The sequence below is a fragment of the Bacteroidota bacterium genome, assembly GCA_041658205.1.
Lineage (GTDB): Bacteria > Bacteroidota > Ignavibacteria > UBA10030 > UBA8401 > UBA8401.
Map to the genome: position 1 here is coordinate 2,291,905 of JBBAAO010000001.1, position 23,595 is coordinate 2,315,499.

The 23,595-nt window shown below is 40.8% G+C and carries 25 protein-coding genes; 9 read left to right on the forward strand and 16 right to left on the reverse strand.

The genetic code is table 11. The features are described from left to right. The first annotated feature begins 8 nt into the window (after positions 1–8). The 6 genes from WDA22_09330 (at position 9) to murA (ending at position 5,236) form a co-directional block, all read left to right on the forward strand. Positions 9–344: an STAS domain-containing protein gene (locus tag WDA22_09330; protein ID MFA5833667.1), complete on the forward strand. Its 336-nt coding sequence runs from the start codon at positions 9–11 to the stop codon at positions 342–344. Positions 345–404: 60 nt separating this feature from the next. Further along, positions 405–1,868 carry a sodium:solute symporter gene (locus WDA22_09335; GenBank protein ID MFA5833668.1) on the forward strand — a complete coding sequence of 488 codons (1,464 nt, stop codon included), beginning with the start codon at positions 405–407 and terminating at the stop codon, positions 1,866–1,868. Beyond that, positions 1,865–2,371, forward strand: coding sequence for a DUF4199 domain-containing protein (locus WDA22_09340; GenBank protein ID MFA5833669.1), 507 nt, complete (start codon positions 1,865–1,867; stop codon positions 2,369–2,371). The genes WDA22_09335 and WDA22_09340 overlap by 4 nt, the downstream gene beginning before the upstream one ends. Positions 2,372–2,455: 84 nt before the next feature. Continuing rightward, positions 2,456–3,313: an anti-sigma factor gene (locus tag WDA22_09345; GenBank protein ID MFA5833670.1), complete on the forward strand. Its 858-nt coding sequence runs from the start codon at positions 2,456–2,458 to the stop codon at positions 3,311–3,313. 3 nt (positions 3,314–3,316) lie between these two features. Beyond that, positions 3,317–3,907, forward strand: coding sequence for a sigma-70 family RNA polymerase sigma factor (locus tag WDA22_09350; protein ID MFA5833671.1), 591 nt, complete (start codon positions 3,317–3,319; stop codon positions 3,905–3,907). 66 nt (positions 3,908–3,973) lie between these two features. After that, positions 3,974–5,236, forward strand: coding sequence for a UDP-N-acetylglucosamine 1-carboxyvinyltransferase (gene murA, locus WDA22_09355; GenBank protein MFA5833672.1), 1,263 nt, complete (start codon positions 3,974–3,976; stop codon positions 5,234–5,236). Here murA and WDA22_09360 read toward each other — a convergent pair. Both WDA22_09360 and WDA22_09365 read right to left on the reverse strand, forming a co-directional pair. After that, the gene (locus tag WDA22_09360) at positions 5,233–6,339 is read right to left on the reverse strand and encodes a response regulator (GenBank protein MFA5833673.1); all 1,107 of its coding nucleotides are present in this window, start codon (positions 6,337–6,339) and stop codon (positions 5,233–5,235) included. The two genes, murA and WDA22_09360, sit on opposite strands and share 4 nt — an antisense overlap. Further along, a complete protein-coding gene (locus tag WDA22_09365) occupies positions 6,329–7,120 on the reverse strand; it encodes an inositol monophosphatase family protein (GenBank protein MFA5833674.1) in 792 nt (263 codons plus the stop codon). Before WDA22_09365 ends, WDA22_09360 begins: the two co-directional genes overlap by 11 nt. 159 nt (positions 7,121–7,279) lie before the next feature. On the opposite strand from WDA22_09365, the gene WDA22_09370 reads away from it, so the two are divergent. Then, positions 7,280–8,656 (forward strand): pyridoxal-dependent decarboxylase, encoded by a 1,377-nt coding sequence (locus WDA22_09370; protein ID MFA5833675.1) that lies wholly within the window; start codon positions 7,280–7,282, stop codon positions 8,654–8,656. 88 nt (positions 8,657–8,744) lie between these two features. Continuing rightward, complete coding sequence (locus tag WDA22_09375) at positions 8,745–11,036, forward strand: TonB-dependent receptor (GenBank protein MFA5833676.1); 2,292 nt, start codon at positions 8,745–8,747, stop codon at positions 11,034–11,036. A gap of 60 nt (positions 11,037–11,096) precedes the next feature. On the opposite strand, the gene WDA22_09380 is transcribed toward WDA22_09375, so the two are convergent. Together WDA22_09380 and WDA22_09385 are read right to left on the reverse strand one after the other, a co-directional pair. Beyond that, on the reverse strand, positions 11,097–12,464 hold the full coding sequence (locus tag WDA22_09380) for a sigma-54 dependent transcriptional regulator (GenBank protein ID MFA5833677.1): 1,368 nt from the start codon (positions 12,462–12,464) through the stop codon (positions 11,097–11,099). Between the two features lie 4 nt (positions 12,465–12,468). After that, on the reverse strand, positions 12,469–13,854 hold the full coding sequence (locus tag WDA22_09385) for a PAS domain S-box protein (GenBank protein ID MFA5833678.1): 1,386 nt from the start codon (positions 13,852–13,854) through the stop codon (positions 12,469–12,471). Between the two features lie 125 nt (positions 13,855–13,979). Here WDA22_09385 and WDA22_09390 point away from each other — a divergent pair, with 125 nt between their 5' ends. After that, positions 13,980–15,272, forward strand: coding sequence for a glycosyltransferase family 39 protein (locus WDA22_09390; GenBank protein MFA5833679.1), 1,293 nt, complete (start codon positions 13,980–13,982; stop codon positions 15,270–15,272). Between the two features lie 205 nt (positions 15,273–15,477). On the opposite strand, the gene ygiD is transcribed toward WDA22_09390, so the two are convergent. The 12 genes from ygiD to WDA22_09450 form a co-directional block, all read right to left on the reverse strand. Further along, a complete protein-coding gene (gene ygiD / locus WDA22_09395) occupies positions 15,478–16,299 on the reverse strand; it encodes a 4,5-DOPA dioxygenase extradiol (GenBank protein MFA5833680.1) in 822 nt (273 codons plus the stop codon). 59 nt (positions 16,300–16,358) lie between these two features. After that, positions 16,359–16,655: a hypothetical protein gene (locus WDA22_09400; GenBank protein ID MFA5833681.1), complete on the reverse strand. Its 297-nt coding sequence runs from the start codon at positions 16,653–16,655 to the stop codon at positions 16,359–16,361. A gap of 9 nt (positions 16,656–16,664) precedes the next feature. Further along, the gene (locus WDA22_09405; GenBank protein MFA5833682.1) at positions 16,665–17,366 is read right to left on the reverse strand and encodes a pirin family protein; all 702 of its coding nucleotides are present in this window, start codon (positions 17,364–17,366) and stop codon (positions 16,665–16,667) included. Continuing rightward, positions 17,366–18,034 (reverse strand): dienelactone hydrolase family protein, encoded by a 669-nt coding sequence (locus WDA22_09410; GenBank protein MFA5833683.1) that lies wholly within the window; start codon positions 18,032–18,034, stop codon positions 17,366–17,368. The genes WDA22_09405 and WDA22_09410 overlap by 1 nt, the downstream gene beginning before the upstream one ends. Before the next feature lie 4 nt (positions 18,035–18,038). Further along, complete coding sequence (locus WDA22_09415) at positions 18,039–18,989, reverse strand: ring-cleaving dioxygenase (protein MFA5833684.1); 951 nt, start codon at positions 18,987–18,989, stop codon at positions 18,039–18,041. Beyond that, on the reverse strand, positions 18,979–19,215 hold the full coding sequence (locus WDA22_09420) for a (4Fe-4S)-binding protein (GenBank protein MFA5833685.1): 237 nt from the start codon (positions 19,213–19,215) through the stop codon (positions 18,979–18,981). Before WDA22_09420 ends, WDA22_09415 begins: the two co-directional genes overlap by 11 nt. A 2-nt stretch (positions 19,216–19,217) precedes the next feature. Beyond that, a complete protein-coding gene (locus WDA22_09425; GenBank protein MFA5833686.1) occupies positions 19,218–19,769 on the reverse strand; it encodes an NADPH-dependent FMN reductase in 552 nt (183 codons plus the stop codon). Positions 19,770–19,789: 20 nt separating this feature from the next. After that, the gene (locus WDA22_09430) at positions 19,790–20,356 is read right to left on the reverse strand and encodes a YceI family protein (protein ID MFA5833687.1); all 567 of its coding nucleotides are present in this window, start codon (positions 20,354–20,356) and stop codon (positions 19,790–19,792) included. A gap of 33 nt (positions 20,357–20,389) precedes the next feature. Further along, on the reverse strand, positions 20,390–20,977 hold the full coding sequence (locus WDA22_09435; GenBank protein MFA5833688.1) for a YceI family protein: 588 nt from the start codon (positions 20,975–20,977) through the stop codon (positions 20,390–20,392). A 48-nt stretch (positions 20,978–21,025) separates the two neighbouring features. Beyond that, positions 21,026–21,487 carry a MarR family transcriptional regulator gene (locus WDA22_09440; protein ID MFA5833689.1) on the reverse strand — a complete coding sequence of 154 codons (462 nt, stop codon included), beginning with the start codon at positions 21,485–21,487 and terminating at the stop codon, positions 21,026–21,028. A 140-nt stretch (positions 21,488–21,627) separates the two neighbouring features. Further along, positions 21,628–22,989, reverse strand: coding sequence for a M20/M25/M40 family metallo-hydrolase (locus tag WDA22_09445; protein MFA5833690.1), 1,362 nt, complete (start codon positions 22,987–22,989; stop codon positions 21,628–21,630). Further along, positions 22,989–23,510, reverse strand: coding sequence for an HIT domain-containing protein (locus tag WDA22_09450; GenBank protein ID MFA5833691.1), 522 nt, complete (start codon positions 23,508–23,510; stop codon positions 22,989–22,991). The genes WDA22_09445 and WDA22_09450 overlap by 1 nt, the downstream gene beginning before the upstream one ends. Between the last annotated feature and the right edge of the window lie 85 nt (positions 23,511–23,595).

A 23,595-nucleotide genomic window follows, 5' to 3' on the forward strand; every position in this document is an offset into this window, starting at 1 on the left:
AGGTCGCTATGAAATTTGACGTTACAAAGAATGGAAGTAGTGCTATTATCACCTTAAAAGAACGCAAACTGGATGTATCGGTCTCTCCTGAATTGAAGGGGGAATTTATCCTCCTCTGTCGACCGACATTGAAATCACTGGTTATTGATCTCACTGCCGTCGAGTTTTGCGACAGCAGCGGATTAAGTGCTCTGTTAATTGCCGACAGACAAATGCGCCAGCATAATGGCGAAATAAAACTTGTCGGCGTACATAAAAAAGTCCTTTCTTTGCTCAAGATCTCCCAATTAGATAAAGTATTCCCCATCTTTGACAGCGTCGCAAAAGCGCAAAAAAGTTCATAATTTATCAAATCATCAGTTCATTGCACTCATGCTGCAATGAACTGATACAATATTTCCCCCATGGGCTTTTCCTTCATCGATTACCTCATCGTTGCAGTTTATCTTCTTGGCGTTACACTGATCGGCGTCTATATCGGCAGAAAACAAAAAACCTCGCGAGACTATTTTCTCGGTGGAAAGGAAATGTCGTGGTGGTCGGTCGGATTTTCCATCGTCGCCAGTGAAACGAGTACACTCACATTCATCAGTATTCCGGGTCTTGCTTATAAAAGTGACATGCATTTTTTGCAACTTGCCGTCGGGTACTTCTTCGGCCGACTGCTGGTCAGTATGATTTTTATACCGGCATATTATAAAGGAGACTTGGAAACAGCGTACGATTTTCTCGGCAAACGGTTCGGCATGGGACTGCGGAAATTCACTTCGACTGTTTTTATTATTACGCGAGTCCTTGCTTCCGGGGTTCGACTCTTTGCCACAGCAATTCCTGTTCACCTAATTACTGGTTTTGATTATTCAACAAGCATCTTTATTATTGGAATTTTTACACTCGTCTATACATATGTCGGCGGATTGAAAGCTGTCGTTGCCATGGATGTTGTTCAAATGTGTATCTATCTCGGCGGCGCTTTTGCTTCGATGGTATTAATTTTACAGCATCTGCCCAACGGCTGGAGTGATGTCGTCTCATTTGCAACATTGAATGGGACAGATAAATTTTCCATGATTAATTTGACTACCGGAAGTACTTTCCTCGAGTTTCTTTCCTCCCCGTATACGTTTCTTGGCGGACTGCTTGGAGGAACATTTCTTTCCATGGCATCACATGGAACTGATCAACTGCTTGTGCAACGTCTGCTTGGGTGCAAGTCCAAATGGGAAAGTCAAAAAGCGTTGATTCTGGATGCATCGATCATCGTACTTCAGTTCGCATTTTTTTTAGTGTTGGGATTATGCCTGTTCGCATTTTACAACGGTGTACCATTCCAACAACTTGGTTTAAAATCGTCCGATGAAATATTTCCGAAATTCATTGTCGAAAATCTCCCTACCGGTCTTGCAGGATTGGTTATCGCTGGTGTACTCGCATCTGCTATGGGTACACTCTCTTCGTCCATCAGTTCGCTAGCCTCCTCAACGTTTCTTGATCTCTTCAAATTAACAACCAAAGGAAGAAACCTTGACGAAAAAACAGATGTGATATGGTCAAAACGCTTTACATTATTATGGGGATTTGTCCTTATCGGCGGCGCTATGCTGTTTACCGATACAAAAAATCCTGTCGTTGAGATTGGATTAAAAATAGCATCATTTACCTACGGTGGTTTGTTGGGAACATTTTTTCTCGGTCTTCTCTTCAAGTGTACTAATCAACTTGATGCATTCGCCGGTTTTATTGCAGGTATTGTATCGATGATCATTGTTTTGACATATACAAATATTGATTTTACTTGGCATACACTTATTGGTTGTCTGGCAACAATTATTGTTGGAAACATCAGTAATTTTATCACAAAAAAATGAATCCCGAATATCGTTACGGTCTTCTTTGCGGCGTAGAAATGAGTATATGGGTGCTGATTGAATTCGCGCTCGGATTTCATACTACATCTCTTGAGATTGGTCAATACTCCGGATATGTATCAGTATTCATTCCTATTGTAGTAATATATGTTGCATTAAAAGAACAACAAACCACGCTGAATGTCGTTCTTCCACTCAAAGCAGGAATTAATACCGGATTTCAAATTGCTATTATATCCGCTGCCATATTCACACTGTTCTTGTTTCTCTACAATAACTATATCAACCCCGAGTGGATCGATGCTATGGTGCAGTGGCAAAGAAAAAAACTGATCCTGAGCGGTGCTACAGACGATGAGATAGGGCGATTCATGGATCAAAACCGAAAAATGAATAACTCACTAGGGCAGGGAATCATGAGTTTTATCAGTTCCACCGGATTAGGTGTTTTTGTCACACTGATAGAACTTCCGATTATCCGGTTTGTTTCATCAAAAGATTAAGCATTTTTTTTCATTGCGACTGGGCATCGATTCAAGTACTTTAGTGTTGAATCCAACAGTGAAAAAACTTCGTTCTCTATTTATATGGCATCTGAAAAAGAATATTTTGAAGAATTATGTGCTGTGCATGCACTCGGTGAGCTCGATGCAAAAGAACAAGCAGTGTTTGAGAACATGTTGACTCACGGCGATAAAGAGTATCAGGAAATTTACCGTGATTCGATTTCTGTTTCCTATCTAATTAATACCAGTCTCACTCGCGTTTCTCCTCGTCCGAACATAAAAACAAAACTCCTTAATACAATCCGAAAACGATCCCATGCTTCCTTCTCTATTTCAGAGTTCTTTGAAGATCTTGCACACACACTCGGTTTCGGAAGTCCGCAATTCGGACTTATTGTATCAATGCTTCTGTTAATCGTAGTTATTGAAATTGGTGCATATGCATATTTGCTATACAATGACCTTTCAACAACAGAACAACAACTTTCTTCGTATGAATCACTTGTTGCAGAACAGCAACTACGACTGACTTCTCTCACAACCGATATACAACAAAAAGATGAGATATTGAACGTTCTGCAATCTCCAAAAATTGAAGTAGCAATCATGAATGGACTGGAAGTGAATCCTGCCGGTTATGGAAAAATTATCTGGGATCCCGTACGCAAAATTGCCATTCTGCAAATTTCAAAACTTCCCTCTCTCCCTTCGGATAAAGATTATCAATTGTGGTTCTTAGATAAAAATAAAAAACCGTTCAGTGCCGGCATCTTTAGCGTTGCCGAGGGCAATGAGAACTATTTCAAAGTTTCCGAATTACCGCTTCCTGAAAATAAAAAAGATATTACTGCCTTTGCCGTTACCTTAGAACCCAAAGGAGGTGTTCCGCAGCCAACAGGAACGATGTATTTAATGGGTGAACCAGCATTTTCTAATTAGCGTATGATATTCAGTATTCTGCCAGCCGAACAAATGAAGAATGATATTTCCCTTCTCGACAGGATCACGAGAAAGGAAGCGTCTGGCTTGGCAGAATTATATGATCAATATTCAACACTTCTCTATTCCGTTATCTTCCGCATTTTGAAGGAACAACAGGAGGCAGAGGATATCTTACAGGAAGTCTTCCTCAATATTTGGGAACATGGGGAAAAGTACGATCAGCGATTGGGAAATCCCGGTTCATGGTTTTGCCGTATCGCACGAAACAAGGCAATTGATCGATTACGGTCTAAAAATTATCGGAATCGGTCTCAAGAATCCAAAATTGAAAATTATAGTGATATCTTCACTGCAGATCTTGCCGATAATCCTGAACGCCGAGCAATTCTTTCCAGACAACAGGAAGAGATTCTTATCGCCCTTACGTCTCTTTCCAATGAGCAGAAAGAATTAATCGAATTCGCGTACTTCCGTGGTTACACACAATCCGAATTAGCAGAACATTTTAAAATGCCGCTCGGCACCGTTAAAACTCGCATCCGTACTGCAATGTCTATTCTTCGCCAAAAATTGCGCCATCATTTAGCTTAATTTGTTTTTTGAGCAATTTTTAATAACATTCCATCACTCATTGAAGAAAGGATCGAGAGAGGTTTTATGGATAAATTTGTTATTAAAGGCGGAAAGAAACTCAATGGTACTGTCTCCATCAGCGGTGCAAAAAATGCAACGCTCGCCTTGATGCCGGCAACACTCCTCGCCAGCGGAAAGTATGAACTCCATAACACTCCCGATCTTCGAGATGTAGTCACCATGTCCAAACTGCTCCAAACAATGGGAGTCACCTTTGAACGAAAAAATAAAACGTTGGAGGTAAACACCTTCCGTGTTAATAAATTCGAAGCGCCGTACGAACATGTGAAAAAGATGCGTGCGTCAATTTATGTTCTTGGTCCGCTGCTTGCCCGTTATGGACAAGCGAAGGTATCGCTCCCAGGCGGATGTGCATGGGGCCCGCGGCCGGTCGATCTTCACATTGAAGGAATGAAAAAACTCGGTGCTAAGATTGAACTTGTGCGAGGATATATCTATGCGAAAGCCAAACGGCTGAAAGGAGCGCGTATTGCATTCAACGTCTCCAGCGTTGGAGCGACAGGAAATATTTTGATGGCTGCTGTTCTGGCAAAAGGAACAACACGCATAGAAAATGCGGCAATGGAACCAGAAATCACAAACCTTGTCGAAATGCTAATTGCTATGGGAGCAAAGATTGACGGCTTGGGTACAACCACGTTAGAAATTGAAGGAGTAGAAGAATTACATCCTGCGAGCATCAACACTATACCGGACAGGATTGAAGCAGGGACAATGTTAATTGCCGGCGCAATGTGCGGTGGGAAGATCAGAATAGAAAATGTTATCCCGGACCATTTTTCTGCTGTGACTGCACGACTTGAAGATTCCGGAGCAAAACTAACAATCGGCAAAGATTTTATTGAATTGATTGCTCCAAAAACCATCAAGCCTGTAGATGTAACCACTGCTGTCTATCCCGGTTTCCCAACCGATATGCAGGCGCAATGGATTTCCTTAATGACGATTGCCAAAGGAACATCAACGGTGACCGATACCATTTATCACGACAGATTTGCACACGTTCCTGAAATTGCACGGCTCGGGGCCAATATTGAAATGAAAGATAACGCTGCGATTATACGCGGTGTGAAAAAACTCTCAGGTACAAAAGTCATGTCCACCGATCTTCGGGCTTCTGCTGCTCTTATTCTCGCAGCAATGAAAGCGGAAGGGGAAACGGAAGTATTACGTGTTTATCATCTTGATCGAGGATATGAAGCAATCGAAAAGAAATTGAGCATACTGGGAGCTTCAATCTCTCGAGTAACAGGAGAAGAATTTTAGAGGCTTTTTCGGACTCGCAAATAAAAGGTGGAACCCTTCCCTTCTTCACTTTCGAACCAAACATCGGCTCCATTGAGTTTTGCTAAATTGTACGCAATGTACAAACCAAGGCCGGATCCCTGTTGTTCGTTCTTTTCTCTATCTATTTGTCCAAACTTTTGAAAAATGATCGATTTTTTTTCCGAAGCTATTCCGACACCAAAGTCCTGCACCGAAAAAACAAACCCATTGCTCTCGTGGAGATCGACAATTACATAACTCTCCGGCTGGGAAAACTTTATAGCATTATCAATAAGGCGTTTGAGAATATTTTCCATATGTGCCGCAAACATGTGGACAGTAATGGTAGCATCCACAATCTTGTTTTCAATCTTCACTCCATGGTGGCTCAACTGGTATTCTAAATCGGAGATTAATCGCTGAACAATATGGTTGGGGGTAACACGATAATCTTTGATATCCATCTCTCTAAGAATCTCGCCCGATTCTATCTTCGTTGCGGTCAGAAAATCATCCACCATCATATTTAATCGTTTGCTGCTATTTTGAAGCATCTGTAAAAATTCTGTCAACTCTTTCGTCGATAAATCACCATGTGAGTCAGACAGCATTTCCGTTGCGCCGAGGATGGAGGTAAGCGGGGTCCGCATTTCATGAGTGATTAAACGAAAGATTTCCGATTTAATTTTTTCCGTTTGAAGGGCGGCAGCTTCATGCAGCTGTTCTTTTCTTTTGAGTTTTCCGCGAATGGATGAAAGCAACAGATGAAAATCGACAGGCTTTGTCAAATAATCATCGCTGCCGATTTCTTTTCCGGCAACAACACTTTCGGAATCGGAATGAGCTGAGAGGAAGAGGAAAGGAACATGCTGCAAATGCGGAAGGGAGCGTATATGTTCAAAAAAATCAAATCCATTTTTACCCGGCATGGTGATATCCGAAATAATAATGTCAGGATTGACGGAAGATAAATGTTCAATCCCCTTTTCTACACTGGTGGCAGTGACAACCTTGAACCCTTCTGCCTCCAACACCGAACCGACGATATCAAGCAGGCTTTCTTCATCATCAACAAATAAAATGGTTTGTTTTTTAAGAGGCATGAGATTTTTTTGTCAATTGGATGATCTCGAGCATGTGATGATGAATTATTCCGTTCGTTGCTAAAGTGTTCGGATTGTATATCACATTTGCAGGATCGTTCGAAAAATCTGTCACCATACCACCAGCTTCGCGCACTAATAAGATTCCCGCTGCTTTGTCCCAAGGTTGAAGTGTCACTTCCCAATAACCGTCAAATCGACCCGATGCAATGTAGGCGAGATCGAGAGCAGCGGAACCGAGTCTGCGAACACCTTGAGCAAGCGGAAGGAAATTAACAAAATGTTCAATCACATTTTCCGGATTATCCTTCACGTTATAGGGGAAACCTGTAACAACAAGCGATGTAATTAATGTTGCTGCTGTTGAGACTGAAATCCTCTTTCCGTTAAGAAACGCTCCCTTTCCCTTTTCGGCTGTAAACAATTCATCAGCATTCGGATCATAAATGGCACCGGCAATAATCTCACCTTTGTGTTCAATGCCAATGGTAACGCAATAGATAGGGAGGCCGTGTGTAAAATTCGTCGTTCCATCCAAGGGATCAATAATCCACTTAAACTCGGACGTACTGACATTTGCGCCGCTCTCTTCACCAAGGATAGCATGTTCAGGAAAATGTTCTTTAATTTTTTTGATGATCATCACTTCGGATTGCTTATCAATCTCCGTCACAAGATTTGTCTCTTGTCCGATCTTTCGTTCGATATTTTTCACCTTCCCAACATTTGCTTTGAGGAACTTTCCCGCTTCACATGCCGCGTCGATTGCTATTGTCAACATAGAGTATATTTAACCAAATAGTTGAAGTTCAACGATCAAAAAATTAAAGATTTTTTTCCTTACATCTTATTAAAATAGAAAATAATTTACCGCTGTTCAATTGAATTTATTAGGTTGTATTGATTGCAAACATTGTTCCTTCTATATTGAATCACATTAATGCCGAATACTATGACTGAAAAGGAATTTCGTCTTCTTATTGACAGCACCATTTCATTCCAGCACCGTTTTCGCGAACGATGGGAAAGTATGGATGGCGATGAATCTCTGCATATCACAGTAGAGAAATCTGTCTCTATTCTCACTGAATTGGAACAACGACTCAACGATAATTACCCTTTTTTCCATCCCAGGTATGCAGGTCAGATGATTAAACCTCCCCACCCAATTGCAATTGCATCCTATTTGATGGCAATGCAGATCAATCCTAACAACCATGCATTGGATGGCGGACCGGCTACAGCAAAGATGGAAATGGAGTCAGTCGATCAAATTGCAACGATGTTCGGCTACACTGAACATCTTGGACATCTTACTTCCAGTGGCACCATTGCCAATCTTGAAGCTCTATGGGTTGCGCGATCAATCCACCCAAATAAAACTATAGCTTTTTCCACAAATGCACATTACACACACAGACGGATGTGTGAGGTAATCAAAACAGAATCACAAGAAGTAGATATTACCAATCTTGATTTACTTGAAGTTGAATTGAAGAAGGGAACCATTGGAACATTAGTTGTCACCATTGGAACAACGGGTACTGGATCTGTGGAGCCACTACATTCAATTCTTCCCCTTGCTAAAAAATACGGAGTTAGAATTCATGCAGATTGTGCTTATGGAGGATTCTTCACTCTGCTTGCATATGACAAAGCTCCGATTATTTCCCCGGAACCGTTTCTGGCACTGAAAGAGTGTGATAGCATTGTTATCGATCCGCATAAGCATGGATTGCAGCCGTACGGTTGCGGCTGTGTAATCTTCAAAAATGCAAATGTTGGAAAATATTATCAGCATGATTCGCCTTATACATATTTTACTTCAAAAGAATTACATCTTGGCGAAATTTCATTGGAATGTTCACGCGCGGGAGCATCGGCGGCGGCTTTGTGGGCAACTTTAAAAGCATTTCCATTGAGGAGAGACGGGGGTCTCGGTACAATCCTCACAAAAACACGGCATGCAGCGCAGATATGGAGTGAATTGATTTCGACTAGCAGCAGTTTATTGGAGTATTGCACTCCGGATCTTGATATTGTCATTTATTTTCCAAAGACAAAAGAGTTCTCAGCTTCAACTGTTTCTGCAGCCTCTGAAAAAATATTCAACTCCACAATGAATCACTCCGATTCACCCCTCTATCTTGCTCTCTATACAGTTTCATCATCCGCTATCGCCAAAGAACATTCCCATTATGTTGTTGATGCACCGACGACCAGAGTGCTCAGAAGTGTTTTGATGAAACCAGAGCATGAACATTTTGTAATGACAATGTTTAAGGAAATTTCTTCGCGTGCAGAGAAATTCTGTTAACCATTATAGTAAATGATTTAATTCAACAATGGAACAATTTAAACCTCCCCGGCGCTGGCAACTACAGACATTATAAAAATAAGGGAATATGAAATCATTCGTTTTTTTGCTTTTTGCCTTTTTTGCTCTTTCACTCTTTGCTCAAGAAAACCAATTAAAACAGGCTGGTTCAATGGTCGGGCACGTAATTAACTTCTCAACAAAAGAACCGATCGTCAGTGCGACAATTGTCATTCAAGGAACAACCATTGGTGCAGCAACAGATATTGAGGGTAATTTTTCCATTAAGAATGTATCAGTTGGAACATACAATATCCGGGCAAGCGCACTTGGATTTCAACCGATGGTTAAAACCGATGTTGTAATTTCCGTCGGTAAACCGGCTGACGTTCACTTTGCATTAATGGAATCTTCCCTGGAATTGGAAGGTGTGACAGTCACAACAGAATATTTCCAAAAATCACCGGATGCTCCCATTAGTGTCCAAACACTTGGTGCGGAAGAGATCCGCCGCTTACCGGGAGGATTGGAGGACGTTGTCCGTGCCATTTCTATCCTCCCCGGTGTTGCCCAGGTTCAAAACGGGAGAAACGATCTGATCGTTCGAGGCGGAGCACCATCCGAGAACCTGTTCGTCATTGACAACATTGAAGTAGCAAACATCAACCACTTCGGTACACAAGGAGCAAGCGGCGGGCCGCTCAGTTATATTAATCTCGATTTTGTGGATGAAACATCATTCAGAACTGGCGGATTCGGAGCAAAATACGGCGACAAGCTTTCGTCTGTTCTTTTGATCGATTTAAAAGATGGCAGAACAGACCGACTTGGCGGAAAGGCAACTATTTCTGCTTCACAGTTCGGATTGAATCTTGAAGGACCCACCGATGATAAAGGCTCTTTTCTCTTCTCTGCACGAAGAAGTTATCTCGATTTTATCTTTAAAGCTGCCGGATTTGGTTTTGTACCGGAATATTGGGATTTCCTCGGTAAAGTGAATTATAAATTATCGCCGAATGATCAAGTGAATATATTAAGTATTGTTGCATTGGATAATATAAAGTTGTTCAATGACACTCAGAAAAAACGTTTTGATAATTCCCGTATTTTAGGCACCGATCAAACACAATTTCTTGGCGGAGTTTCATGGAGACATTTGGTAAACAAAGGATTTACGAATGTAACAATAAGTCAGACATTTATCGGATATAGTTTTTTCCAAAGCGATTCTCTTCTTCAACAGATTTTTAAAAGTTCATCGAATGAATTTGAAACTTCACTGCGAGCTGATGCTGTATTTCAATTGACAAAAGAATCGGAACTTTCGTTTGGTTTGCTGGGTAAATTCGTCGATTTCAACTCAAATATTATTCTCCCGATTCCCTTCTGGACAAATTTTGGCCAGCAATTGACTGTGAACGCAGCGCTCGATACAACAGCAATTAAATCGGCGGGATATATTCAATGGTCACAATCGATTGCACACAATCTTCGATTTACGATTGGCGGAAGAGTTGATTATTTCAATCTTATTAACGATCAATTCTCTTTTTCACCACGTGTATCATTCTCATACGCAGTTTCTCCGGTTGTCACGGTAACCACAAGCATTGGCCAATACCATCAAGCACCTTCATATATTTGGTTGGTGGCAAATGCTACAAATAGAAATTTGAAATTTGTGGCTGTCGATCAATACGTGACAGGAATTGAATACCTTATTCGCTCCGATGTAAAAATAAGTCTGGAAGGATATGTAAAAAACTATTCCGATTACCCAACAAGTATCACTCGGCCATATTTGGTCCTTGCCAATAGCGGTGCCGGATACGGCGGTTCACAAGACGGATATGCTGCATTCGGACTTGATCCCCTCGTGAGTTCCGGCAGCGGCGTTGCACATGGACTTGAACTGTTCCTTCAAAAAAAATTGTCCAATGTTCCATGCTATGGATTGGTAAGTCTCAGTTGGAATGAGGCGAGATTCCAAGCACTGGACGGAGTATTACGATCTAGTTCATTCGATCAGCGCTGGATTATCAATCTTGGCGGCGGTTATATTCTGAATGAATTGTGGGAGTTCAGCGGGAAATTTCGATTTGCTACTGGACGCCCCTATACACCGTATAATGCTAACGGGACGCAGAATAGTTTAGCATATAATACTGCACGCATCGGCGCCAACCATAGCATTGATATTCGTATTGACCGTCGATGGAACTTTGAACGATGGAATTTGATCACATATATTGATGTGCAAAACATCTATAACCGCAGAGCACTTGATATTCCTGTTTATGATGAGCGAACAAAACAAGTGAAACAACCCGAAGGGAGTATTGCATTACTTCCATCGATCGGTGTCAGTGCAGAATTTTAAAACAAAACAGCCATCAGATTGCTTCGTGTAATCCGATGGCTGTTATCAAAAATACTCTTCCTATTTATCTTTCAGTGGTATCCCCAGCTCTTCAAATTTGCGATAGAGCGTTGACAGACTTAATCCCAGATCTTTTGCGACTTTATCTTTGTCGCCGCCATGATGTTTCAATTTCTGTTCAATGTAACGACGTTCAAACATGTGAACGGCATCTTTTAATGATTGCGAAGAATAATCAATAACGGAAATTTGTGCGCTTGCCTGCAGTTCTTCCGGAAGATGCTGCACGTCAATAATCTCCGCATCGCAAAAGATCATAGCGCGTTCTACAATGTTCTGCAGCTCTCGGATCTGACCTTTCCATTGATGATTTACTAACGCACTCATCGCCTGATTAGAGATTCCTTTGATCGCTTTTCCCATCTCGCTGCGGAATTTGGAGATAAACGAGTTTACCAACAGTGGTATATCTTCCGATCGTTCGCTCAGTTCGGGCAGATGGACTTCAACAACATTGAGGCGGTAAAATAGATCTTCGCGAAATTTTCCTTTGACTATCTCTTCTTTCAGATTTCTATTCGTCGCTGCAACTATTCTTACATTTATAGGTATGGTATCATTGCTGCCAACGGGTGTAATTTCGCGCTGTTCCAAAGCACGAAGCAGTTTTGGTTGAAGATGCAGCGGCATTTCACTAATTTCATCTAGCAGTAATGTTCCTCCCTCAGCTGCTTTGAATGCGCCGTCTTTATCGTTTGTAGCCCCTGTAAATGATCCTTTCTTATGTCCAAAGAGCTCACTTTCAAATAGTGTCTCGACGATTGCACCACAATTGATGGCGTGAAACCGTTTTCCGGATCGTTTACTGTGTCCATGGATTGCTCGTGCTACTAACTCTTTTCCTGTTCCGCTTTTTCCCGTGATCAACACTGTTCCTTCCGTCGGCGCAACTTTTTGGATATCGGAAAAAATCTTTTTCATTGCTTCACTTTGTCCGATAATGGAGGAGAAGTCAAATTTTCTGTTCACTTCCTGTCGTAAAAGCGTATTTTCCAACACAAGATCTTTATATTCGAACAATTTTTTAATTCTGAACAGGAGATCGTCGAACTCGATCGGTTTCAATAAATAATCATAAGCCCCTTTGCGAATGGCCGCAACTGCCGTCTCAATAGAAGCATACGCTGTGATAATAATGACAAATGTTTGTGGAAACCGTTCCGATATTTTATCCAGTAAATCGGGACCGCGCATTTCCGGCATTTCAATATCCGTGATGACGAGGTCAAAAAGATTTTCATTCATCAACTTAAATGCCACTGCCCCGTTCTCTGCTTTCCGTACGGCATATCCTTCCTTTTCCAGGATAAACCCAATGGAATCTCGAATGATTTCTTCATCGTCAACAACTAAAATTTTTTTCTTCATTTCCTTATCCTTTTTTTGGCAGTCGAACGATGAACGTGGTTCCTTTTCCTAATTCGCTTTCAACATGAATATCCCCCCCAAAATTGCGGATGATACCCAAACTGACCCAAAGACCAAGTCCCGTCCCTTTGCCGACCTCTTTTGTAGTGAAAAATGGATCGAATACTTTACTGAGGTGATGTTCGGCAATTCCCGTGCCATTGTCGGAGATGCTAATTTCGACTTTTTCGTCCGATTGTTTTGTCAATACTGAGATTGAAGAGTCTGGATTTCCCATACTTGCATCAACGGCATTCATTAAAATATTTAGGAAAACTTGTAAAATCTGATCATGAACAGCACTGACAAATGGCAGGTCGTCCACGAGAGCAACGTTAAACTTAATAGTACGTGCTTTTTTTCCGTATTGAACGATATTTAATGCTTCCCGAACCACCAAATTTGTGCTGACATCCTTCACTTCATGCGTCGATGGACGGGCAAAATCGACCAGCTCACGGATAATTTTTGAAATACGATTTATCTGGTTCTTCACTAATTCCAGTTTCTCCTGCACAAAATCATCTTCCGTTTGACGTTGAACGACCTGCACAAGCGATGAAATGGAGGTAAGAGGATTTCCCACTTCATGGGCAATTCCGGCGGCAAGTGTTCCAAAGGTTTCCATCTTTTGCGATCGCACTACCTGACGTTCGAGAATCTTTTGCTCTGTAATATCTCTGTGCGCTCCTAAAAAACCGATTACTTTTTTCTTTTCGTCTACAATCGGAGAAATCACCAGTTCGGTATAGAATAGTTCACCATTCTTTTTTCTATTCTGAATTTGACCAACCCATTGTTGACCAGTATTGATCTTCGTCCACACCTTTTTCCAAAAATCTTTTCCATGTTTTCCGCTGTTCAACTTATTGGGATTTTCACCAATCAATTCCGCGCGAGTATATCCCGTAATATGTTCAAATGCAGGATTAACAAAAATCATTTTCCCTTCAGTGCTGGTGATTTGGATCGGATTGACGGTTCGATAGATCACTTCGGAAAAACGAAGTAGTTCAAGCTCTGTGTCATGCTGCGCAGTGATATCTCTTACCACCACAAGAAACAGATTTTCTTTTGCTGCAGTAAACAAAGTAACAGATATTTCTGAATAGATATGGTCAGAAGGATTGAAGAAGAAATCCGATCGGAATACGTATGGACTGGTCTGCAAAGATTTCTCAAAGTGGAAGGAGCCGTCATCAGCAAAACAATCGGATAATTTTGATTGATTAAACTTTCGTTGATCAACTTTTGTATTCTTATCGATGATCTTAGACGAACTATCGATAATAAATGCATAATCCTGAAGAATGGAAAATACCTGTTTATAAGCGTCTTGTGTCAGTGGCATAGTACTGAAGTCAATGTCATTTGATAGTGTACGACTAATTTGGACTGATTTCAATCTATGTTTTTTCTATATTAATTGAAATGGACTTCTCCAATATTCACATAAAGCGTCTATCTCCAATTTTTATGATTGTTCTTGCCGCATTTTCAATACGGCTTATAGTCGTTTTATTGCTCTCTCCTCCGTTGTTATCTGATGAAATTGATTATTATCATCTTGGACAATCCATAGTCAATGAAAATAGTTTTAGTTTGGACGGGATCCCTACTGCATCTCGGGCACCGGGATATCCGATCATCATAGCGTCCATAATTTCCCTCTTTGGCAATTCCATTGGAGCAATGAGGGTCTTTCAAGCCCTGGTTGATAGTGTGACATGTTTTCTTGTGTTCACAATCTGCCGAAACAGTTTCTCCTTAAAAACTGCCTATTTAGCAACAATAGTATATGCTTTATTTCCGGGCAGCATGTTTTACATTTTATTCTTAATGACAGAAACAATTTTTACCGGTGTATTGATGATCGCCATATTCCTTGCCTCCAGCCGACGTCTTCAGGATTCTACAATTTTGAGATTATTGTTGGGAGCCGTGCTCGGAATACTAACACTGATAAAACCAAACGCTGCAATTCTGTTTCTCATTTTTTTGGCTTGGGAATGGTTCCGCTCCAGATCTGTTATTTCAACCTTAAGGAAGTACCTTCTTGTATGTATTGGTTTCGTTTTACTTATCTCTCCTTGGATAATACGGAATAAGATCCAATTTGATCGTTTATCATTAACAAGCAATGGTGGTGTGAATTTTTGGATCGGCCATAACGAGCAGGCAACCGGTTCATTTCGGTATGTCGAAAAGAATAATCCATTAGAGAATGTCAAAGGAGAATTCGAGCGTTCACAGTTCGCATTAAGGGAAGGGCTGAGTTATCTAGCCACTCATCCGTTACAAGAGATAAAATTGATCTGTTTGAAATCAATTCATTTCTTCGAACCAGATTTTGGATTGATGCAGTCACTTTTTTACAGAGAGGAATGGAAGACATATTCCCGTGCTCTGCATATTTACCGGGAATTCCCACCGCTCATCTTTGTTGGATTTCATTTTCTGACGGCTGGGATCGTTCTTCTGGCGTTGTGGAGTTTTATATTTACCAATGATTCAACACTCAGAAATATTACTCTCATTAAAATGGTCATCATTGGATGGATTTGTTTTCACCTCATCTTTTTCACTGTTGCACGCTACAGGATACCAATGATGCCTGCGATGATCATTTTGGCAGCATATTCAATTGAGTCATGGAACACAAAGTCTTATACAATTACAACGCTTCGAAAATACTTCTTCATCATCACTTCTGTGTTACTGATCAGCAGTTGGATTTATATATTTGGCATAATCTACGTTAGGCCATAAAAAAAACCGCTTACGCGGGTTTAATAGAGGCCATCAAAAATGAAACTATTGCTATTCTGAGCAAGCCTTGGATGTTTTTATACTAAGCGCAGCGAAGAATCTGATACTATTTTCAGGTTCTTCATCCCGATAAACAACATCGGGATGAAGAATGACCGTTGTTTTTGTGTTTTTGAGATGGGTTCTAAATAAAAATATATACTCTTCAGCTTTCATAGATCATTGAACGCATCGAAACCGAACTCATATCAAAATCATCATTAAAGAACCTGGGCAATTCTCGTTTGTTTTGAAAACCGAGCACATACATCAGCGGAAGAAAATGGTCGTACGTTGGATGTGCAAGCTGCGAAAGCGCTCCGAGTTTTTGAAATTCCATAATTGATCGGTGGTCTCCTGTTTCGACCCAGTGCCTGATCTTTGCGTCAAATTCTATAGCCCAGTCATACGGCTTTGCACCTTGTTGAAAATTAATCGCTCGAAGATTATGCACAATATTTCCGCTCCCAATAACCATCACCCCTTTTTCACGCAATGATTGAATCTGCTGTCCCAATTCATAGTGATATTCCATCGATTGATTGTAATCAATGCTGAGTTGATAGACAGGAATGTTTGCCTTTGGAAACATCTGTTTTAAAACACTCCACGTTCCATGATCAAATCCCCACTCCTCGTCTAAGATGATATGCTTGTTTGTGGATAATCGTTGAGTCTCTTTTGCAAATTCCGGCGCACCAGGGGCAGGATATTGTTGCGCAAATAATTCTTCAGGAAAACCGCCAAAATCATGGATTGTTTTAGGCTGATCCATGGCAAGAACTTTTGTCCCTCGGGTCAGCCAATGAGCTGAAACCGATAGAATTGCCTGTGGCGTAGGAAGTTTAGCACCGATTTCTTTCCACGATTTACTGTAACGATTATCTTCAATCGCATTCATGGGATTACCATGGCCGACAAATAGCAAGGGCATTCTTTCACTCTTTGAATGATCGTCTGTAATGTTCTTGAGTTCATGTAATTTCATACTGCCTCCCACCAAGGGAAATAACGCTACTGTCTTAATGAAATCTTTTCTTACCATGATTAATTCAAAGAAACGGCAGGAAACATTGCTCCGGCCATATCATGAAACATCAATTGGGTAAATGTATAGCTGAAATACTTATCCATCGGCTGCTGTTCCAATAATGTTCTCGCTTCAAGTTCTGTTGGTGCCACCATTACGATCCATACTTTTGAGCGGTCTGCAGCAAGCGTATAACTTAAAAATTTTCGTTTGGTGAGCAGATCAATCACCATCGCACGCTGAGCTGGTATGAGTGAAAAAAACTCCTGATTGGGTTCGTACGGAAGTTTTACTTCGACCATAAATGTCTTCATGTTTTTCCTTTAATCGTTCAATGATACTTCTATAACTAAAATTTTTGACTGCTCAGCTGTATGTAATAACGTTTGCTCTTCATTAATAATTCCAACAGAGTCACCCCGTCTCAGTATTTCATTATGCACGGTAACAACTCCGCAAATGGTATAGACGAATAAACCGATCGTTTTACTGTTTATAGCATAACCAATGTGTTGATTTGGTTCAAATTCACCCATAAGTACCGCTGCTTGCTGTCGGACACTCAATGACGACGGATTGCGGGGGGACACAAGTTCCACTAATGAATTACTGTTTTGATGTAAATCAAACAATGCTTTAGTTTTGCCAGGGGTTTTGTTCAATGAATTCGGCAAAAAGCCGATTTGGATTTTTTCTGATTCGTCTAAACCTGCATTGAATTCATTTTGGTATATCCCTTTCCCTGCCGATACGACCTGAATCGTGTTTTCCGGAAACGTTGATGTTTCTCCGAAACTGTCCTGAAATCCAACCGAGCCCTTAAGAATAATATCGACAATCTCCATGTTCCGATGAAGTTTCATTCCGGAATTTCCTTGATTCACATTTAATGTAGAATGCGTCAATTGGACGAGATTGCCGAAGCCGAGATATTTTTCTTGATCAGACCCAAAGAATGTTTCCGCCGATGTGCCCCAGGAACCGAAAGTGTTCGATCGCTCAGTTGATTTGTACAATGTGTACATTACGACTCAATCAGTTTCTTAATGAATGTATTGACAAAATACACTTCGTCATCGTTCACTGTGTGCGGTAATTTTGGATACAATCGCATAGTAACATCAGCATTCATTCTTTTAAATATATCTGCGCTTTCAATAACTCGTTCTTTGGGAATATGGACATCAACATCGCTACATCCTAAGAATACTGTCGTTTGGGTAAACGAACCTTCATAATTTCTTTTTGTACCCGGTGGACCTATCAACCCACCGCTTAATCCGAAAACTGCAGCAATATTTCTTGCTGTCCGTGCTGTCCATTCCAATGAAAGAGAAGCGCCTTGCGAAAAACCAAGCAGCATTATCTTATGTTCAGGAATACCTTCTGAAACCACATGATCGACCACATTCGTCATTTTTTTCAATGCCGAAGAAAGTCCTGGTTCATTACTCTCAATCGGCATCAAAAAACTATTCGGATACCACGTAAATCCATCCGCCTGCGGTGCAATATACGAAACTCCATCAAACATAAAATAACGGGAAAGCTCCAAAATACTTTCAGCCGTTGCGCCGCGCCCATGCATCATAATGAGCGCTGCCTTTGCTTTCACCAATTCAGGACCATACAAAATGGTTTTTGCACTGTTATGCGGTGGAATTCCTTGCGTTTGTATGATCAATTCTCTCATCTATTTATTTCCATGTGGGAATAACAATTGGGGGCAACGCATGTTCAATACGTGAACGATGCGGTTCATACCACGGCGGAAGTACCAACTGTGTTCCAAGATTTTCTAAGGATTCGTCTACTGTGAAACCGGGTTTGTCTGTCGCAATTTCATATAGCACGCCGCCGGGTTCGCGAAAATAAATGGAATGGAAATAGAATCGGTCAATGATTTCCGTTGGATGTAATCCTCCCTGTTCCACTCTCTTTTGCCACTCTTCATGCGCCAGAAAATCTTTCACTCTCCACGCAATATGATGTACCGAACCAGCAGATTGCCGTGCACGAGGTAATGATGGATCAATTATGATATCAATCGCTGCTTCATCGCTCCCTTCACCTATGATAAACCGATGACGATTTCCTGTTTGAGTTGACGCATGTGCACCGAGCAATTCCTGCAAAACAGTCATCGAAGAATCGAGTTCTGCCAAGTTCATGGTGACACCATAAAACCTTTTAATGGCATATTCAACAGGAACCGAACTTTTCTTCCAAGGATGTCGTAATTCTTGTTTGTCGCTAAAAACAAGATCAATGGCCAATCCGTCTGGATCAAGAAACGTGAGAACTTCCTCACCAAATATTTTGTACGGACCGTCAAATTGAATTCCGTGCTTTGCAAGGTGAGAGATCCAAAAATCCTGCGACCTTGTTGGTACAGCAAACGCCACATGCGATATCTCTCCGTTCCCCCTTGTTCCTCGCGCAGCTCTTCCAAAAGGGAAAAATGTCATTGCCGTTCCGGGACTTCCCGTTTCGTCCCCATAATACAAATGATACACATCCGGTGCATCTTGGTTGATCGATTTTTTGACAAACCGTAACCCAAGAACATTGACATAAAAATCAACATTGCTCTGGGCATCGCTTGCCATTGCGGTAATATGATGTATTCCTAAAATTTTACTCTTCATGTATTTCTCTTTTATTATTACTCCATGTTAAGGCACCCGAAGGACAACCTTCGACTGCGTTAATGATTATTTCGGTTCCGGCTCCTTCCACATTAATCCAAGGCTTTAATCGCGGGTTGAACACACTTGATAATTGTCGTGCACAATTGCCGGAATGGACGCAGACATCAGGTTTCCAATGAACTGTGACCTCACCATTTGAATAATTTTTATTGAATGTAACCATATCTAATCTTTATTGTTGAATTGTACCATCAAATCCTTTAAGGCCTGTAAATGCTGACGAATTACGTCTTTTGTTTTTTCGTCTTTTAACATGCCATTTTCGTCAAATTTTTCTCTTGCTCGTGAAACATACACTTCTGGTTTATTTACCGGAAACATGTTCAACGATTGAAAAATCGGACGGATAGATTGCTGCATTCGCACTGTTCCCCACATTCCATTCGTTGCTCCCATTAATCCAACCGGCTTATTTAATAAAGGAGAATCAGCACCTCGAGATGCCCAATCGATGGCATTCTTAAAAACACCGGGAAGCGAATAGTTATATTCGGGCACGGCAAATAACAACCCGTCTGCGGCTGCAAGTATATTCCTGAATTGTTTAATCACATTGGGACGTAAATTACCGTCAATGTCTGAATTATAGAACGGTAAATTGCCGATCTCTGCTATCTCAAAAGTCGTTCCTTCGGGTAATAATAACTGCGCCACTGTTAACAGCGCAGTATTATATGAACCTTTGCGCAAACTCCCTGAAATTCCGACTATATGCATATGGTTCAAGATTTCGTCCCCTATTTTGCTTGATTGAGTTCAATATTGAGATTTAATTTGATCTCTTCTCCGACAAGAAATCCGCCTGCTTCCAATGCGGCATTCCATGACAATCCCCAGGATTTACGGTTAATTGTTGTGGAAGCTTTAAACGCTGCCACAATTTGACCCCAAGGATTGACTGCTTGTCCCTTAAACTGAGCATCAAGCACAATCGGTTTAGATATTCCGCGTAAGTTAAGGTCACCGGAAATTGCAAGTGTACCGTTTCCTTTCACTTCAATCATTCCGCTCTTAAATGTGAGCACTGGATGATTCTCTGCATCAAAGAAATCTGCGCTGCGAAGGTGATTATCCCGATCGTTGCTTTCGGTGTTGATGCTTTTTGCATTGATGGATACTTCGATTTGGGAATCGCTGAAGTCATCTTTTGTTGAAACAACGGTTCCTTCAAATTCTTTGAAATTCCCTGTCACTTCGGAGATGACCATATGCGACACTGTAAAATTAATATTTGTATGAGCTACATCGATGTTCCATTTTTTCTGAAGATCGACTGAATTTAAATTGGTGGCGGGGTTTACCATGACACTTTTCCTTTGAATTAAAATGACAGTGAATTATATTTTTGCTTCTGCAAATTCGATAAATATTGTAAGATCAACATTTTCTCCGACAAGTAAATTTCCGGATTCAATAGTACGGTTCCAACCTAATCCCCATTCTTTTCGCGCAATGGACGTTGTTGCTTTAAACGCTGATACCATCCCTTTTCCTCCTTTGATTTTTCCTTTATACTTTGTATCAAGAACAACATCTTTCGTTACTCCACGCATCGTCAATGAACCGTAAATCTTATAGGTATCGTTACTGGTTTTCTCGATTTTTGCGCTTGTAAATGTAATATTGCTGTCGACATCGGCGTTAAAAAAATCTGCGCTTCGTAAATGATTGTCTCTGCTGTTGGTGCCGGTATTAATACTTTTCGTTTTAATCGTGACATTAATCTTTGCATCGGTAAAATCTTCTTTTGTTGCTTCCATTGTAGCATCAAATTCGTTGAATTGTCCCGTTACTTCAGAAATAACCATATGTGAGACACTGAAATTGATCATTGTATGTGATTTATCGACTTTCCATTTTGTTTGTGTAAATGCAGTTGTCGAGATGAAAAGAATTGCGAGCGTCATTGTTACTACTTGTTTCATTGTGGGATCCTTTATTTTAGTAATGTTGTAATTGATTATTTCCTTGTGCTATAAATTCGATTTTAATGCTAATCCTAGTTTTTTTAATAATGCTGAGAGCTGATGAATTTCCTCTACAGAAAGCGCAGCCGATACATATTTTTCAACATAGTGAGCATGCGCCGGAAACATTTCGGCAAATTTATCCTCGCCGCTTTTCGTTAATCGTACGATATATGCCCTTCGGTCATTCTGATCTTTCACCCTTTCCACAAGGCCTTGCTTTTCGAGATTATCAATCACAACCGTCATATTCCCGCCAGTCATAAGTTTCTTGGAACACATTTCTCCAATTTTCATCGATCCAAGGTGCCCAAGTGCCTCTATCACACCGAATTGAGGCGGGGTTAGGCCGAAGCTATCGATATCCTTTGCTGTTAGAACTGCTAGTGTATCGAATGCTCGAGCTAATTTTACCCACAATGAGAGGGCTAAATCAGCATTTTTACCATATTTTTTGGTTGTTTTCATAAGTTTTGATTGCCAGGCTAATTATTACTAATTCAAATATAACTAATTAGTAATAATATGTCAAGATAATAAATATCTTTTACTTTTAAAATTGAAAAGGGGCTTTTATAGCCCCTCTTTGTATGAGATTTTAAATGTGCTTATAATCCGTCTTGAGCAATAGCCCATGAAAGAATTGCCATAGCAATAGCACCGAGTTCTAATTCTCTTGGATGTACTTTATCGATCGTATCGTGATTAGAATGATGGTAATCGAAATACCGTTGGGATTCCGGACTCAATCCAATAAGTGCTGTTCCAAACGATTCAAGCGGTCCAATATCTGCACCACCCCCGCCACGTTGAATTTTTTCCGCGCCAACAATTTCTAGTAGGTTGGAATATGATTTGATTTTCACAAATCTTAAAGAGTCCGATGTCACTCCAAATCCTCTCGGAAGAAAACCTCCTGCGTCACTTTCAATTGCTGCGATATGCTTTTCTTTTTTCCCCTGTTCACGAGCAGCATACGCACGCGCTCCCTTTAATCCGTTTTCTTCATTCGCAAATAGTACAACTCGAATTGTCCTCTTCGGTACCACATTCAACGTTTTAATTAATCGCACTGTTTCAATACTTTGAACTACTCCGCTCCCATCGTCATGTGCGCCTGTTCCTTTATCCCATGAATCAAGGTGTCCGCCGACAAGGACAATCTCTCGAGGATATTCTAAGCCCTTAATTTCACCAACAACATTAAATGATTGTACATCGGGATATATTTTTGCACTCAATTGCAATGTGACCACAACTGATTTCTCTTTTTTCAGCAAATCACTTAAAGTATTTGCATCAATCGTACTGATAGCTGCTGCAGGTATTTTTGGAATTGAATCAAGATATCTCATAGCACCAGTATGGGGTACATCATCGATGGCATTTGTCATTGATCGAACAAGAACGCCAACAGCACCGACTTTTGCCGCCTCAATGGCACCGCTGCCTCGTTGATTTACTGCTCCTCCGTAAGCTTCACCGGTATTAACTTTCGTCCTATCGAAAGGACGATTATAAAAAATAATTTTCCCTTTTGCTTTTACTCCTAGCTCCTTCACTTCATCAAATGAGTTTACCTCAATCACCTCTCCACTGATACCGTTTTTCGGAGTTCCAACACTACCGCCTAGTGCACAAATCGTCAATTCCATTCGTGAACTTCCGGCAGAAGCAGATGCCTGTTCAATATTTCCGCGAACCCATTTTGGCACTATCACCGGCTCAAGCCAGACTGAATCAGCACCAGCTTGTTCTAAAGCTCGTTTCCCCCACACAACCGCCTTTTCATACCCTTCGGATCCACTTAATCGAGTTCCGACGTTGCTCGTGAGATCTTTTAACATTTCATATGCTAATAATTCTTCAAGACCTTTGTTTTTCATAGTAACTGCCACATCAAAATGTGACTGCTGCGCATAAAGAATTGAAGAAAACAGAATAACAAAACCAACTATAAGTGTTCGCATTATTTCCTTTTTGACTTGTATGATTTGTTTGTTCGTAATGTAGCTATGATTTTTTTATATGTTGATTGTATATCTTCCGAAACAACTTTTACATCTCCCAATGTTGGCATAAAATTCGTGTCACCATTCCAGCGAGGAACAATGTGAAAGTGTATATGATCATCAATTCCGGCCCCTGCCACTCGTCCTAAATTCGCACCGAAATTAAATCCCTGCGGTTTCATCACTTTTTTTAGAATTTCAATCATTTCTGCCGTGGTACTCATGATTTCCGCATTTTCCTCAAGCGTAAGATCACTCATTTCCGAAGTCTGTTTGTACGGGACGATCATTAAATGACCACTGTTATAAGGATAGAGATTCATCATCACAAAACAGTACTTCTTCCGAATAATCACAAGATTTTTTTCATCTTTATTCTGCCGTATTATTCGGGCAAAAAGCGACTCACCTTTTTGTGGTTTCTCATTTTTAAATGTCGCAATATATTGTGATCGCCAGGGAGAAAAGAGTCTTTTCATAATTTTACCTTATCGGATGATACAATTCCGAATGAATATAGGAAGGAAAAGACTGGAAGGAAAGAAAAAAGCCCTGTGCGGAGGT

Excerpts from the sequence above, each read along its gene's own strand:
- WDA22_09330 (MFA5833667.1), top strand. The coding sequence starts at position 9 with ATGAAATTTGACGTTACAAAGAATGGAAGTAGTGCTATTATCACCTTA.
- WDA22_09450 (MFA5833691.1), bottom strand. The coding sequence starts at position 23,510 with ATGAAAAGACTCTTTTCTCCCTGGCGATCACAATATATTGCGACATTT.
- WDA22_09435 (MFA5833688.1), bottom strand. The coding sequence starts at position 20,977 with ATGAAACAAGTAGTAACAATGACGCTCGCAATTCTTTTCATCTCGACA.
- WDA22_09385 (MFA5833678.1), bottom strand. The coding sequence starts at position 13,854 with ATGCCACTGACACAAGACGCTTATAAACAGGTATTTTCCATTCTTCAG.
- WDA22_09440 (MFA5833689.1), bottom strand. The coding sequence starts at position 21,487 with ATGAAAACAACCAAAAAATATGGTAAAAATGCTGATTTAGCCCTCTCA.
- WDA22_09345 (MFA5833670.1), top strand. The coding sequence starts at position 2,456 with ATGGCATCTGAAAAAGAATATTTTGAAGAATTATGTGCTGTGCATGCA.
- WDA22_09375 (MFA5833676.1), top strand. The coding sequence starts at position 8,745 with ATGAAATCATTCGTTTTTTTGCTTTTTGCCTTTTTTGCTCTTTCACTC.
- WDA22_09365 (MFA5833674.1), bottom strand. The coding sequence starts at position 7,120 with ATGTTGACAATAGCAATCGACGCGGCATGTGAAGCGGGAAAGTTCCTC.
- WDA22_09340 (MFA5833669.1), top strand. The coding sequence starts at position 1,865 with ATGAATCCCGAATATCGTTACGGTCTTCTTTGCGGCGTAGAAATGAGT.
- murA (MFA5833672.1), top strand. The coding sequence starts at position 3,974 with ATGGATAAATTTGTTATTAAAGGCGGAAAGAAACTCAATGGTACTGTC.
- WDA22_09405 (MFA5833682.1), bottom strand. The coding sequence starts at position 17,366 with ATGTACACATTGTACAAATCAACTGAGCGATCGAACACTTTCGGTTCC.
- WDA22_09335 (MFA5833668.1), top strand. The coding sequence starts at position 405 with ATGGGCTTTTCCTTCATCGATTACCTCATCGTTGCAGTTTATCTTCTT.
- ygiD (MFA5833680.1), bottom strand. The coding sequence starts at position 16,299 with ATGAAATTACATGAACTCAAGAACATTACAGACGATCATTCAAAGAGT.
- WDA22_09350 (MFA5833671.1), top strand. The coding sequence starts at position 3,317 with ATGATATTCAGTATTCTGCCAGCCGAACAAATGAAGAATGATATTTCC.
- WDA22_09370 (MFA5833675.1), top strand. The coding sequence starts at position 7,280 with ATGCCGAATACTATGACTGAAAAGGAATTTCGTCTTCTTATTGACAGC.
- WDA22_09390 (MFA5833679.1), top strand. The coding sequence starts at position 13,980 with ATGATTGTTCTTGCCGCATTTTCAATACGGCTTATAGTCGTTTTATTG.
- WDA22_09410 (MFA5833683.1), bottom strand. The coding sequence starts at position 18,034 with ATGAGAGAATTGATCATACAAACGCAAGGAATTCCACCGCATAACAGT.
- WDA22_09425 (MFA5833686.1), bottom strand. The coding sequence starts at position 19,769 with ATGCATATAGTCGGAATTTCAGGGAGTTTGCGCAAAGGTTCATATAAT.
- WDA22_09420 (MFA5833685.1), bottom strand. The coding sequence starts at position 19,215 with ATGGTTACATTCAATAAAAATTATTCAAATGGTGAGGTCACAGTTCAT.
- WDA22_09415 (MFA5833684.1), bottom strand. The coding sequence starts at position 18,989 with ATGAAGAGTAAAATTTTAGGAATACATCATATTACCGCAATGGCAAGC.
- WDA22_09400 (MFA5833681.1), bottom strand. The coding sequence starts at position 16,655 with ATGAAGACATTTATGGTCGAAGTAAAACTTCCGTACGAACCCAATCAG.
- WDA22_09445 (MFA5833690.1), bottom strand. The coding sequence starts at position 22,989 with ATGCGAACACTTATAGTTGGTTTTGTTATTCTGTTTTCTTCAATTCTT.
- WDA22_09380 (MFA5833677.1), bottom strand. The coding sequence starts at position 12,464 with ATGAAGAAAAAAATTTTAGTTGTTGACGATGAAGAAATCATTCGAGAT.
- WDA22_09360 (MFA5833673.1), bottom strand. The coding sequence starts at position 6,339 with ATGCCTCTTAAAAAACAAACCATTTTATTTGTTGATGATGAAGAAAGC.
- WDA22_09430 (MFA5833687.1), bottom strand. The coding sequence starts at position 20,356 with ATGGTAAACCCCGCCACCAATTTAAATTCAGTCGATCTTCAGAAAAAA.